We start from the raw sequence: 13246 nt of genomic DNA on the forward strand, positions 1-13246 counted from the left end.
GGCACTACACGGCGCTCGTAATATACCTGTCAGAGGCTTAGATTTCCATTAGCTCCTTTTCCTTCACGGCCAGCGCATCGTCTACCAGCTTGATGAAGGAATCGGTCAACTTCTGGATCTCTTCCTGGGCACGACGGTCGTCGTCTTCGGAGATCTCTTTGTCTTTGAGCAGGGCCTTCAGATCGGCGTTGGCATCGCGACGGATGTTGCGAACGGCAACCCGGGCACCTTCCGCTTCGGCACGCACGATCTTGGTCAGATCACGACGGCGCTCTTCGGTCAGCGGCGGCAACGGCACGCGCAGGGTCTGGCCGTTGCTGGACGGGTTCAGGCCCAGATCGGAGGTCAGGATGGCCTTTTCCACCGCCTGGATCATGGAGCGATCGAAGATGGAGATGGAGAGGGTGCGGGCATCTTCTGCCACCACGTTGGCCAACTGTTTCAGAGGAGTGGCGGCACCGTAATACTCCACCTGGATGCCGTCGAGCAGGCTCGGGTGAGCACGGCCGGTGCGGATCTTGGACATCTGGGTCTTGAGCGACTCGACACTCTTGCCCATGCGGTCCTTGGCGTCGTTTTTAATCTCGTTGATCACAGTGGTTTTCCTTTTGGCGAACGAGCCGTCTACCGGCCCGTATCTATCTTATTTGCTGGCGTCATGGACAAACGAGCCGGAGCTCACGCTTGTCTCACTTGCTGACATGGTGGATCAGGGTACCTTCCGGCTCACCCATGATCACCCGACGCAGCGCACCCGGCTTGTTCATGTTGAACACGCGGATCGGCAGATCGTGGTCGCGGGCCAGAGTAAAAGCAGCAAGATCCATCACTTTGAGTTCTTTTTCAAGAACTTCATCATAACTCAGTTCATGGTACAGCACGGCATCCGGGTTCTTGACCGGATCATCCGTGAACACGCCATCCACCTTGGTGGCCTTGAGCACGACGTCAGCTTCGATCTCGATCCCGCGCAGACAGGCCGCAGAATCGGTAGTAAAGAAGGGGTTTCCGGTACCGGCGGAGAAGATCACCACCTTGCCGGCGCGCAGCTGGCTGATGGCTTCAGCCCAGACATAGGAGTCACAGATGCCTTGCAGGGAGATGGCAGACATCAGACGGGCATTCACATAAGCACGATGCAGGGCATCACGCATGGCCAGACCGTTCATCACGGTTGCCAGCATACCCATGTGGTCGCCCACCACGCGGTTCATGCCCGCCTTGGCAAGACCGGCACCACGGAACAGGTTGCCGCCACCGATGACCAGACCGACCTGAACACCCAGCTCAACCAGTTCTTTGATCTCTTGGGCCATCCGATCCAGCACCGCCGGATCAATGCCAAAACCCTCGGATCCTTGCAGGGCTTCACCACTCAACTTCAGAAGAACACGTCTGTATGCAGGCTTGGGATTGGTACTCATGTCACTGATTCCTGGTCATATAAAGACCGCGACATAAGTCGCGGTCTGGGGAAACGGAAAAACCGGTTCGATTAGGCCTTTTGAGCGGCCGCGATTTGAGCTGCTACTTCTGCAGCGAAATCGGTCTCTTGCTTCTCGATGCCTTCGCCCACTTCGAAACGGGTGAAGGAAACAACGTCAGCGCCTTCTTTCTTCAGCAGCTCGGCAACGGTCATGGAAGGATCCTTCACGAACGGCTGACCAGTCAGGGAAACCTCACCGGTGAACTTCTTCATGCGGCCTTCAACCATCTTCTCGGCGATCTCTTTCGGCTTGCCGGAGTTGATGGCGATGTCGATCTGGATTTCGCGCTCTTTGGCAACGACGTCGGCAGACACATCTTCCGGCTTGACGAATTGCGGGCTGTTGGCAGCAACGTGCATGGCCAGATCTTTGGCCAGCTCGTCGGTACCGCCGACCAGCTTGGTGATAACACCGATGCGGGAACCGTGAACGTAGGTGCCCAGGTTGTCACCTTCAACCAGCATCACGCGACGCAGGTTCATGTTCTCACCGATCTTGGCGATCAGGTTGGTGATGGTCAGCTCGACGGACTCGCCGTTGCCGAAGTCGGCGGCTTTCAGCGCGTCAACGTCAGCAATCTTCTGGGTAGCGGCGATCTCAACGATTTTCTGACCCATGGCCAGGAAGCCGGCATCCTTGGAAACGAAGTCAGTCTCGCAGTTCAGCTCGATCATGACGGCAACGTTGCCTTCGGTACGGGCGAAGATCACACCTTCAGCGGCGATACGGCCAGCTTTCTTGGCGGCTTTGGCCTGACCGGATTTGCGCATGTTTTCGATAGCCAGTTCGATATCACCGTTGGCTTCTTCCAGTGCTTTTTTGCAATCCATCATGCCAGCGGCGGTGCGCTCGCGCAGTTCTTTTACCAGGGCGGCAGAAATGTTTGCCATGTCCAGTATCCTCGGTCTTGAATTGACAAGAAACAGGGGCCACAAGGGCCCCTGCTAACCAATTACATCAGCTTGGTTAATAAGGGCTTTGCAGTCCTTATCAATTACTCAGCTTCAACGAAGCCATCTTGTTCGGCTTGAACAACGATGTCCTGAGCGCGAGCTTCCAGTACGGTGTCAGCAGCAGCATTCAGGTACAGCTGAACGGCACGGATAGCGTCGTCGTTACCCGGGATGACATAGTCAACGCCGTCCGGGTTGGAGTTGGTATCAACGATGGAAACTACCGGGATACCCAGGTTGTTGGCTTCTTTGATAGCGATGTGCTCGTGGTCGGCATCGACAACGAACAGAACGTCAGGCAGGCCGCCCATGTTCTTGATACCACCCAGGCTCTTCTCCAGCTTTTCCATTTCGCGAGTACGCATCAGCGCCTCTTTCTTGGTCAGCTTGTCGAAGGTACCGTCTTGGCTCTGGGTTTCCAGATCTTTCAGGCGCTTGATGGACTGACGAACGGTTTTCCAGTTGGTCAGCATGCCGCCCAGCCAGCGGTGGTTAACATAGAACTGGTCGCAACGCTCAGCGGCTTCTTTTACGGCTTCAGACGCGGCACGCTTGGTACCTACGAACAGTACCTTGCCCTTCTTGGCAGCTACGGAGCTGATGAAGTTCATGGCATCGTCAAACATCGGAACGGTTTTTTCCAGGTTGATGATGTGAACCTTGCTGCGGGCACCGAAGATGTAGGATTTCATTTTCGGGTTCCAGTAACGAGTCTGGTGACCGAAGTGAACGCCGGCTTGCAGCATGTCGCGCATAGAAACTTTAGCCATTTTATACCTCTGTATTGGGGTTAGGCCTCCACACATCCCATATAACCGACCCGTTAAGGCACCCCGGCATATGTGTCGATGTGTGTGTGTTGTTTAAGTAAGGGTGATGGTACGGGGAGACAAGTTCCCCATTCCGGCGCGCTTTATACCATAACTTTGGTCAGGACACCACCAGCCGTACCGCTAAAAATGGATCCCTGCCGAGCAGGTTGCGGCACCGATTTGACGCTGTGATGACAATCACACTGGAAGTAAACGGGGGTTGGGGATAAAATTTTGGCCTGATTGCAAACGCATCTATTTTTCATTACCTGATTGCCGGACATCACAGGGTGCGCGGTCAGGTCCCAAGAGAGATCCCATGTCCATTAAAATCAAGACACCGGAAGAGATTGAAAAGATGCGCGTTGCCGGCCAGCTGGCCGCCGATGTGCTGGTCATGATCGCCCCCCACGTCAAGGCGGGCGTCACCACCGACGAACTGAACACCATCTGCCACAACTACATGGTCGACGTGCAGCAGGCCATCCCTGCCCCGCTCAACTATCACGGCTTCCCCAAGTCCATCTGCACCTCGGTGAACGATGTGATCTGCCACGGCATTCCGAACCACAAGAAGCTGCGCGAGGGTGACATCATCAACCTCGACATCACCGTCATCAAGGATGGCTACCACGGTGATACCTCCGCCATGTTCATCGTGGGCGAGACCACCCCGCTGCGCCGCCAGCTCTGCAAGGTGGCTCAGGAGAGCCTCTACGCCGCCATCAAGCAGGTGCGCCCCGGCATGTGCATCACCGAGATCGGCGCCGTGATCCAGCCCATCGTCGAGAAGGCCGGTTTCTCCGTGGTACGTGACTACTGTGGTCACGGCATCGGGGCCGAGTTCCACGAAGAGCCGCAGATCCTGCACTACCGCAACGGCGGCAAGCTGGAGCTCAAACCTGGCATGTGCTTCACCATCGAGCCCATGGTCAACAGCAAGAAGTACCACTGCAAGGTCAACCCGAAGGATGGCTGGACCGTGACCACCAAGGATGGCGGCGACTCCGCCCAGTGGGAGCACACCCTGCTGGTGACCGAGGATGGCTGCGAGGTGCTGACCCTGCGCCCGGACGACACTATCGACCGTCTCATCAAACACGGTTAACATCAAACCCCGGCCCCTCGCCGGGGTTTTGTTTTTATCAGCCGCAGGCCCCGCACTTCGGCCTGCGACAAGAGTGTGAGACGCCATGGACGCCAGCCTGCTTTCCCCCCATCTGCTGCCCGACGATCAGCTCACCCGCGAGAACTGCAAGGAGTACCTGAGCCGTTTTCTCGGCTGGCTGCACGCCCGCTTCGACGCCGGTGACAACATCATCGAACTGGTGGCCACCCGCTCCGAATACATGGACCAGCTGCTGACCCGGCTGTGGCAGAAATTCGGCTTCGACAAGACGGAGCTCACCCTGATCGCGGTGGGAGGCTATGGCCGCGGCGAGCTGCACCCCCACTCCGACATAGACCTGCTGATCCTCTACGAAGGGGACGAGCTGGACGAGGTGCTGGGGCTGCGCATCGGCGAGTTCATCACCCTGTTGTGGGATCTCAAGCTGGAGGTGGGCCAGGCGGTGCGCAACGTGCGCGAGTGCATCGAGCAGGGACGCGGCGACATCACGGTCGCCACCAACCTCATCGAGGCGCGCTACATCACCGGCCGCGAGGCGGGCTTCCAGCAGCTCAAGGAGGCTACCGGCCCCCAGCACTTCTGGCCGAGCGAGCAGTTCTTCAAGGCCAAGCGCGAAGAGCAGGCCCAACGCCATCAGCAGTTTCTCGGTACAGCCTACAAGCTCGAACCGGATCTCAAGTGCAATCCGGGGGGGCTGCGCGACATCCAGACCCTGGCCTGGGTGGCTCGCCGCCACTTCGGCGCCACCACCCTGTTCGAGATGACCAGCCACGGTTTTCTCAACCGGGCCGAGTATCGCGAGCTGCTCGACTGCCAGAATTTCCTCTGGAAGGTGCGCTTCGCCCTGCACATGGCCATCAACAAGGGCGACAACCGGCTGCTGTTCGATCGCCAGCGCACCGTGGCCCAGATGCTGGGTTTCGAGGGGGAAGGCAACGCCCCGGTCGAGCAGATGATGAAACGTTTCTATCAAACGGTGCGACGGGTCTCCGAGCTCAACGAGATGCTGCTGCAGCTGTTTGACGAGGCGATCCTCGGCAACACAGCCATGGACGTGCGCCGCCTCTCCGACGAGTTCCAGCTGCGCGGGCGCCTCATCGATGCGGTGGATAGCGAGCTGTTCGGCCGCGATCCCGCCGCCATCCTGCGCCTCTTCTACCAGATTGCCCAGCACCCGGAGATTGCCGGCATCCACTCCGCCACCTTGCGCCAGCTGCGCGAGGCGCGTCGCAAGCTCAACTGCTGGCTGCAGGACCTGCCCGAGTGCCGCCGCCTGTTCATGGCGCTGCTGCGCCACCCCAACGGCATCGGCCAACCACTCAGCCTGATGCACAAATACGGCATCCTGGCCGCCTACCTGCCGCAGTGGAACCTTATCGTCGGCCAGATGCAGTTCGACATGTTCCACGCCTACACGGTGGACGAACACACCCACCGGCTGCTCAAGAACATCCACCAGTTTCCCAACCCGGCCAGCCGCCAGACCCACCCGCTCTGCCACGAGGTCTTCACCCGGCTGCGCAAGCCGGAGCTGCTCAGCATCGCCGCCCTCTTTCACGACATCGCCAAGGGGCGACGTGGCGATCACTCCGAGCTCGGCGCCGTCGATGCGCTGGAGTTCTGCCAGCTGCACGGCCTGGATCGCTACGAGAGCCGGCTGGTCGCCTGGCTGGTGCGCCACCATCTGCTGATGTCGGTCACCGCCCAACGCCGCGACATCTACGACCCGGACGTGGTTACCGACTTTGCCCAGAAGGTGCGCGACGAGCAGCACCTCGACCTGCTCTACTGCCTGACAGTGGCCGATATCTGCGCCACCAACGACACCCTGTGGAACGACTGGAAGGGCACCCTGCTGCGCGAGCTCTACTTCGCCACCCAGAAAGCCCTGCGCCAGGGGCTGGAAAACCCGCCTGACATGCGCCTGCGGATCCGTGAAAACCAGCGCCAGGCCAAGCAGTTCCTGGCCCAGCGCGACGTGCCGGAAGAGGCCATCAACCAGCTCTGGAGCGATTTCAAGGCCGATTATTTCCTGCGCCACACCCCGGAACAGATCGCCTGGCACTGCCGCAAGATCATCGAGCACGGCGACAACCCGGCGCCGCTGGTGATCATCGGCAAGCACCCGACCCGCGGCGGCAGCGAGGTGTTCATCTACTGTCGTGACACCCCGAATCTGTTCGCCACCGTGGCCTCGGCGCTGGATCAGAAGAACCTCAACATCCACGACGCCCAGATCATGAATTCGCGCAGCGACTACGTGCTCGATACCTTCGTGGTGCTCGAGCCCAACGGCGAGCCCATCAGCCCCAACCGCACCGCCACCATCAAGAAAGCACTGGAGAAGGCGCTGCAGGAGCCGGGCAAGCTGGTGCTGCGCAGCAAACCGCTGTCGCGCCGCCACCGCCAGTTCAGCGTGCCGACCCGGGTGGTGTTTCTGCCCCACAAGGGGGAAAACCGCCACACCCTGCTGGAGCTGACCGCGCTCGACACCCCGGGCCTGCTGGCCCGCATCGGCGCCGTGTTCCAGCAGTGCGGCCTGTCGCTGCACGCCGCCAAGATCACCACCATCGGCGAGCGGGTGGAGGACTTCTTCAGCCTCACCACCCTGGCTGGAGAACCCCTGACCCAGACCGAGCAGCAAGCGCTGGAGGAGCGGCTGGTCAATCAGCTCAACCCTGTGGAGAGTGCTGAAGGGTAGGCCCATGACACCCCGGACCGGCCTCACAAGACCCCGTTTATCAACCTGATTTTTCAGTCAGAACAAGTGGTTGGGCCACTCGAGTACAATAAATCGCCGTTCTTGTGAAGAAATCGGCCCGGGCCCTTAAAAACAGTTGGAAAAGTGTGATACAACAAACGGAATTTTTTAAAGGAAACCTGTCATGACCGAGTTGCAACAGATCATCGAAGCGGCCTTCGAGCGCCGTGATTCCATCACTCCCGGCTCCGTCGATGCCGCCACCAAGGCCGCCATCCTGCAAGCCATCGACCTGCTGGATTCCGGCAAGGCCCGCGTCGCCGAGAAGATTGCCGGCGAGTGGGTGGTGCACCAGTGGTTGAAGAAGGCGGTGCTGCTCTACTTCCGCATCAATGACAACGGCATCATCAAGGGCGACGATGCCCAGTACTACGACAAGGTTCCCCTCAAGTTCTCCGGCTACAGCGCCGAGCAGTTCAAGGCCGCCGGTGTGCGCGTCGTGCCCCCTGCCACCGCCCGCAAAGGCTCCTTCATCGCGCCCAATACCGTGCTGATGCCCTCCTACGTCAACATCGGCGCCTTCGTCGATGAAGGCACCATGGTCGACACCTGGGCCACCGTGGGCTCCTGCGCCCAGATCGGCAAGAACGTTCACCTCTCTGGCGGCGTCGGCATCGGCGGCGTACTGGAGCCGCTGCAGGCCAACCCGACCATCATCGAGGACAACTGCTTCATCGGTGCCCGCTCCGAAGTGGTGGAAGGGGTGATCGTCGAGGAAGGCTCCGTCATCTCCATGGGCGTCTTCATCGGCCAGTCCACTCGCATCTATGACCGTGAAACCGGCGAGATCCACTACGGCCGCGTCCCGGCTGGCTCCGTGGTCGTCTCCGGCTCCCTGCCCTCCAAGTGCGGCAAGTACAGCCTCTACGCCGCCGTCATCGTCAAGAAGGTGGATGCCAAGACCCGCGCCAAGGTCGGCATCAACGCTCTGCTGCGTTCCATCGACGAGTAAGCGGTTTTGCTGTGATTTAAAAGGGCGCCTGATGGCGCCCTTTTGATTTTGGCGCCCCTGTCACAGGCAAGCCACACCGGCTCGGTTAAGATAGACGTGACAGGATCGTTTCAAACCGAGGAAGCCTGATGTACGAGAATCTGAAGAGCCTGGGGATCCAGGATCCCGCCTCCGTCGACAGCTATACCCTGCGCCAGGAGGCCAACCACGACATCCTCAAGATCTACTTCAAGAAGCAGAAGGGCGAGTTTTTCGCCAAGAGCGTCAAGTTCAAATACCCGCGCCAGCGCAAGACCATGCTGGTCGATTCGGGCACCCATGAGTACAAGGATGTCACCGAGATCAACGCCAATCTGAAATACGTGGTGGACGAGCTCGACAACCTGACCCAGGGCGTGCACGTGCAGGCCGACCCGGACATCAAGCAGAAGATCTTGCGCGACCTGCGTCACCTGGAAAAAGTGGTGCAGAACAAGATCAGCGAAATCGAGCGGGATCTGGAAAAGCTCTAAACCGGTCTGATGCAGCAAAGGCGCCCACGGGCGCCTTTTTCATTGGGTCACATCAGGCAGGCGTCATCAGGCCAGCCCCGCACATGCCCCGCCGCCCAAACGCGGCCCAGCAAAAAGGGAGGCTTGCGCCTCCCTTTTCGGAACTCGGAATGAAAGCAGGGATTAGTTGCTCTTCATCCAGATGTCCATGTCGGTTTTCAGGTTGTCGGACTTGGTACCGAAGATGGCTTGTACGCCAGAACCTGCAACCACCACACCGGCGGCGCCCAGTTTCTTCAGACCAGCCTGGTCAACCTTGGCCACATCCTTCACGCCGACACGCAGACGGGTGATGCAAGCGTCCAGAGAAGCGATGTTCTCCTTGCCACCGAAGGCAGTGACCAGTGCGGCAGACATCTCGTCCTTGCTCTGACCAACGCTCTCTTCAGCAGTTTCGTCTTCACGACCCGGGGTCTTCAGGTTCATGGCACGGATGACCACGGTGAAGACCACGTAGTAGATGACGGCATAAACCAGACCCAGACCCACCAGCAGCAGCACGTGATCGGCACGCGGGGATTGCACCACGAAGTCGATGAAGCCGTTGGAGAAGGTGTGGCCATGTACCACGCCCAGGGAGTTGGTCAGCACGTAGGCCAGACCGGCCAGCACGGCGTGGATGGCGTACAGTACCGGCGCGATGAACAGGAAGGAGAATTCGATCGGCTCGGTGATACCGGTCAGGAAAGAGGTCAGGGCGGCAGAGGCCATGATACCTACGATCTTGGCACGGTTTTCCGGCTTGGCGGAGTGCGCGATGGCAAACGCGGCGGCAGGCAGACCGAACATCTTGAACAGGTAGCCACCAGCCAGCTGACCGAAGCCGTTGCCGGCAGCGCGGGAGGCGTCGTCAGCAGTCAGGAAGCAGGTCATGATGCCGTGTACGGTTTCGCCAGCGGCGTTGACACAGGTACCAGCCTGATAGAAGAACGGCACGTTCCAGATGTGGTGCAGACCGAACGGGATCAGGGAGCGCTCAACCACGCCGTAGATACCGAAGGCCAGTACCGGGTTCTGGTTGGCAGCCCAGTCGGAGAAGGCACCGATGGCGGCACCTACCGGCGGCCAAATCACGGACAGGATCACGCCCAGACCGATAGAGACGAAACCGGTGATGATCGGCACGGCACGCTTGCCGGCGAAGAAGCCCAGGTACTCGGGCAACTGGATCTTGTAGAAGCGGTTGAACGCCCAGGCGGCCACGCCACCGGCGAGGATACCACCCAGTACGCCGGTCTCGATGGTCTCGACGCCCATCACGGGGGCCATCACCTTCAGGGTGGCGCTCATGATGCCGTAGCCAACGATGGCGGACAGGCCGGATACGCCGTCGTTATTGGTAAAGCCGAGTGCCACGCCCACTGCGAACAGCAGGGCCATCTGACCGAATACGGAACCACCGGCCTGCTCCATCAGCTGGGAGACAATTTCCGGCAACCAGCTGAAGTGGGCAGCACCCACCCCCAGCAGAATACCTGCAACGGGCAAGACCGATACTGGCAGCATCAGCGCCTTACCGACCTTTTGCAGATTAGAGAAAGCATTTTTTAACATGTGTGCGCTCCTGAATGGAATGTCTTACCGTAGACGCTTCAGTCCAATTTATAGACGACCAAGAACATCATCTCTCATCGGCATGAATTCGACGCGGGTTTGTTTATTTTGACCAGCTGAATATAACCCAGCAGATCGCAAATATCTTCCATCAGGGGTAAGCGAATAAAAAATTTGGAGGGGAGATCACAAGATAATTTCGGCGGGAATTTTCAGCTAATTACAGCTATATTTCGGCATCTTCATGCTAAACCAGAAATATGAAAAGTGCTGTTTCGCATTGTATTTTAGCCAATCAAAACAATACACCATGAAACGCAATGTAACTTAATGTAACCATTTGCTGTTTTTTCTATTTTAGTCTACCGATTAAAAAGGCCTCCAACAAGGGAGGCCTCAAATAAATATTATCTTTTAAAGACCGGACGATATTCAGCCTTTCTGGGAACGCTTGACCGCATCCACAAAGACCGATTTCGCCTTGGTCGAACCTGCCCGTTCCGCTTCGCTGACCAGTCTCATCGCCTTGTCGATGTCACCGGCTTTCACCGCTTTCTCGATCTGGGATTGATAGAAGGCCTCGGTTTCGCTCAGCATGGGGGCACTGCTCTTGACTGCACCGGCGGTCGCCAGGGGCACGACAAGCTTGTTTGGTGCCGTGTTGACTACCGGGGTGTTGGCATCAATCACATCCTGATAGACGGGCTTGTAGTAGTTGCTCTCGGTTTTGACGCCACTCAAGTCCTCCACAGAGAGGCTGACCACGCCCCAGGGGGAGTGCGGAATGACGGGGTCTTTTTCACCATAATCAACCACCCCCAGTGACTTGGTCATCAGCTTGGAAGGGCTCAGAATGGTGGTTGTTTTGTCCAGACCACTCTGGTCTGTGTAGATCACCATGTAACTTTCGTTGTTGGGGTTACCGACATAGGAGCGATCCACGGTAAACACGGCTTCCATGCGATCCCCCTGCAGCATGCGTGCAGGCTCGTACTTGAACACGTCGCTGCCCAACTTGCGGGTCACATTGAATTTGGAATCAAGCATCAAGACGGTCGGGTTGAACAGCGATTTGTCGATCAAGCCATCAACCGTGATGCGCAGGTCACCGGAGTTGACCGGCAAGCGGAAGGCTGCGAAGTGGCTTTTCCCTTCGCTGAAAGCGTAAACGGGGGAGCTGCCATCAATGGGGATAAGCTTGGTTGCGCCCGGTTGTATGTCCTGAAACGGCAGACTGGAGACATCGCGACAGCAGCTGCTAACCGTAGCCAATTGGCTCATCGCAACGTCGCGATTTCCCATGATGGACTTGAACTCCTGAGTCGGCGCCACCGTCGTTTCCAACGTGGCGCACCCACCCAGCACAACAGAACAGAATACAGTCAAGGCTAATCTGGAATATCTCATCGCGTGACCCTAAGAAACGTATTGTAAAAAAGAGCCCCCGTCATGCGGGGGCACTTGCAGTCATGACGTCAACAGATTACCACCAAGCTTCTGCTTGAACACCGAAGTTCCAAGTGTCGTCTTGTTTAACACCATTGCTATCAGCACGGAACGCCCCATCTTGCTGCACATAAGATGCGAACACACGGATCTCCGGACGAGCCCAGAAACTGGAGCCTGCAGACCAAGCTTGTGCAAGAGTAAATTTGCTACCATCAGTGGACGTTTCTGCCGCACCTTTTTGGGTTTCATGATCCTTGAAGTAACCCACCTCAGCGATGGTCTTCATAACATCATTCCATTTGTACATAGGACGGACAACAACAGAGAAAGTATCCTTGTCATCATACTGGGTTCCCCACTCTGTGAAGTCACTTGCCTGCGCATAAATCAGTTGATGACCGAATTCAACCTTGTCACCAATCGGCAGTACACCCCAGTTTATCAAACGGAAACCATCACCACTGCTGGAGTTAGATTGCAGGCCACTACCAGAGCCGGAGCCATAGCTCACACCTTGAGCAGCCAAGCCATCTATAAAGTACTGAACAACAGTCTTGTTGAAGCCACCCAGCATGGATTGGGTAAGTTCAGCAGTCAACATATGACCATCATTAATATTTGGATTCAGCTTATCCTGTTCATCGGTCGGGTTTGCCATGGCAAAATCATAACCAACTTCCAACGATGCATCAGCCCAAAGCGGAATACCAGCATAACGAATATCAAACACATTGGTATCGATTGTGTCTTTGGTGCCAGTCACGGCTTCCCATGGGTCATTACGGGTAACCGCCAGAGCAAGTTTACCAGGGCCAACTTCAATGTTTTCTACACCAGCACCGGCCCCGGACACATCCCAATAGTAGGTATCAGAAATGTGGATATCATGACGCTGATAGAAACGCTTACCTGCCCATACGGTTTCATTGCCACCAAACAGATTTTTGGCCTGAACGTTGAACTGACGAAGTGCAAACTCAGCATTATCACCATTAGTGCTTTCCCAGTCACGACTCTGGAAATTGCTCTTCATAGTGAACATTGAATCAACATAGAAGGTCTGGTTGTTTTTATTGTACACCTCTTGGCCCAACTGCACTTCACCATATGTGTCGTTTTCATTACCTAAACGACCTACACGGTGCTTCTGCTGATCACCCAACACCTGCATGTCACCGTTATCGGAAACACCGACACCGGAACGCATGTAGCCGTGGAAATCAACGGCGAAGGCGGCTTGGGAAGCCAGGGCTGCGGTTACTGCTGCAGCGATCGGGAGCCACTTTGCTTTCATTTTCATTTTCCTTATTCCCGCTGTGAGGAGTGTGATCCTGAATATCCAAGTTCTTATCACCGTAAAAACGTTTGGGTGATAACCGAGGCCGATTATAGGTAGCCAATTTCGGGACAAACATGAGCTGATTCACAAAATGGCGACAAATCGCCCAGCATTGGTCGCAGAGGGTTTTATGGGATGGATAACTGTAAATCTATGCAATAACTCACTATTTACTATGGTTGAAATGCAAAAAGATCCACCATGAAACCGCTACCAGCAATTAATTCGCTTCGAGGATTAAGTGATAAATATTCAAATT

The 13246-nt window shown here is 56.9% G+C and carries 11 protein-coding genes; 4 read left to right on the top strand and 7 right to left on the bottom strand.

Features of this window, described 5'->3' with window-relative positions; translation table 11 throughout:
* Positions 1–37 precede the first annotated feature (37 nt).
* The 4 genes from frr to rpsB all read right to left on the bottom strand — a co-directional run bounded on the left by frr (position 38) and on the right by rpsB (position 3210).
* Positions 38–595, bottom strand: coding sequence for a ribosome recycling factor (gene frr / locus ACB033_RS07045; RefSeq protein ID WP_005303456.1), 558 nt, complete (start codon positions 593–595; stop codon positions 38–40).
* Between the two features lie 94 nt (positions 596–689).
* Positions 690–1424 carry a UMP kinase gene (gene pyrH / locus ACB033_RS07050; RefSeq protein WP_005303458.1) on the bottom strand — a complete coding sequence of 245 codons (735 nt, stop codon included), beginning with the start codon at positions 1422–1424 and terminating at the stop codon, positions 690–692.
* A 71-nt stretch (positions 1425–1495) separates the two neighbouring features.
* The gene (tsf, locus tag ACB033_RS07055) at positions 1496–2377 is read right to left on the bottom strand and encodes a translation elongation factor Ts (protein ID WP_005303460.1); all 882 of its coding nucleotides are present in this window, start codon (positions 2375–2377) and stop codon (positions 1496–1498) included.
* Between the two features lie 104 nt (positions 2378–2481).
* Positions 2482–3210 (bottom strand): 30S ribosomal protein S2, encoded by a 729-nt coding sequence (gene rpsB / locus ACB033_RS07060; protein WP_005303470.1) that lies wholly within the window; start codon positions 3208–3210, stop codon positions 2482–2484.
* Between the two features lie 361 nt (positions 3211–3571).
* Between rpsB and map the strand changes: the two genes are divergently transcribed.
* The 4 genes from map (at position 3572) to ACB033_RS07080 (ending at position 8606) form a co-directional block, all read left to right on the top strand.
* A complete protein-coding gene (map, locus tag ACB033_RS07065; RefSeq protein WP_005303471.1) occupies positions 3572–4360 on the top strand; it encodes a type I methionyl aminopeptidase in 789 nt (262 codons plus the stop codon).
* An 85-nt stretch (positions 4361–4445) separates the two neighbouring features.
* Complete coding sequence (gene glnD, locus ACB033_RS07070) at positions 4446–7082, top strand: bifunctional uridylyltransferase/uridylyl-removing protein GlnD (protein WP_005303472.1); 2637 nt, start codon at positions 4446–4448, stop codon at positions 7080–7082.
* A gap of 184 nt (positions 7083–7266) precedes the next feature.
* Positions 7267–8094, top strand: a complete 828-nt coding sequence (gene dapD / locus ACB033_RS07075) for a 2,3,4,5-tetrahydropyridine-2,6-dicarboxylate N-succinyltransferase (RefSeq protein WP_139725377.1) — start codon at positions 7267–7269, stop codon at positions 8092–8094.
* 128 nt (positions 8095–8222) lie between these two features.
* Positions 8223–8606, top strand: coding sequence for a DUF3461 family protein (locus ACB033_RS07080; protein ID WP_005303475.1), 384 nt, complete (start codon positions 8223–8225; stop codon positions 8604–8606).
* Positions 8607–8768: 162 nt separating this feature from the next.
* On the opposite strand, the gene ptsG is transcribed toward ACB033_RS07080, so the two are convergent.
* The 3 genes from ptsG to ACB033_RS07095 form a co-directional block, all read right to left on the bottom strand.
* A complete protein-coding gene (ptsG, locus tag ACB033_RS07085) occupies positions 8769–10199 on the bottom strand; it encodes a PTS glucose transporter subunit IIBC (protein WP_139725376.1) in 1431 nt (476 codons plus the stop codon).
* Positions 10200–10631: 432 nt separating this feature from the next.
* On the bottom strand, positions 10632–11501 hold the full coding sequence (locus tag ACB033_RS07090) for a MalM family protein (RefSeq protein ID WP_226009481.1): 870 nt from the start codon (positions 11499–11501) through the stop codon (positions 10632–10634).
* Positions 11502–11682: 181 nt separating this feature from the next.
* Positions 11683–12942 (bottom strand): maltoporin, encoded by a 1260-nt coding sequence (locus tag ACB033_RS07095; RefSeq protein WP_139431431.1) that lies wholly within the window; start codon positions 12940–12942, stop codon positions 11683–11685.
* Between the last annotated feature and the right edge of the window lie 304 nt (positions 12943–13246).

Origin of the sequence: Aeromonas sp. S15(2024) (assembly GCF_041402265.1) — a bacterium.
In the GTDB taxonomy this organism is placed as follows: Bacteria; Pseudomonadota; Gammaproteobacteria; order Enterobacterales; family Aeromonadaceae; genus Aeromonas; species Aeromonas dhakensis.

Excerpts from the sequence above, each read along its gene's own strand:
- pyrH (WP_005303458.1), bottom strand. The coding sequence starts at position 1,424 with ATGAGTACCAATCCCAAGCCTGCATACAGACGTGTTCTTCTGAAGTTG.
- tsf (WP_005303460.1), bottom strand. The coding sequence starts at position 2,377 with ATGGCAAACATTTCTGCCGCCCTGGTAAAAGAACTGCGCGAGCGCACC.
- rpsB (WP_005303470.1), bottom strand. The coding sequence starts at position 3,210 with ATGGCTAAAGTTTCTATGCGCGACATGCTGCAAGCCGGCGTTCACTTC.
- map (WP_005303471.1), top strand. The coding sequence starts at position 3,572 with ATGTCCATTAAAATCAAGACACCGGAAGAGATTGAAAAGATGCGCGTT.
- glnD (WP_005303472.1), top strand. The coding sequence starts at position 4,446 with ATGGACGCCAGCCTGCTTTCCCCCCATCTGCTGCCCGACGATCAGCTC.
- dapD (WP_139725377.1), top strand. The coding sequence starts at position 7,267 with ATGACCGAGTTGCAACAGATCATCGAAGCGGCCTTCGAGCGCCGTGAT.
- ACB033_RS07080 (WP_005303475.1), top strand. The coding sequence starts at position 8,223 with ATGTACGAGAATCTGAAGAGCCTGGGGATCCAGGATCCCGCCTCCGTC.
- ptsG (WP_139725376.1), bottom strand. The coding sequence starts at position 10,199 with ATGTTAAAAAATGCTTTCTCTAATCTGCAAAAGGTCGGTAAGGCGCTG.
- ACB033_RS07090 (WP_226009481.1), bottom strand. The coding sequence starts at position 11,501 with ATGGGAAATCGCGACGTTGCGATGAGCCAATTGGCTACGGTTAGCAGC.
- ACB033_RS07095 (WP_139431431.1), bottom strand. The coding sequence starts at position 12,942 with ATGAAAGCAAAGTGGCTCCCGATCGCTGCAGCAGTAACCGCAGCCCTG.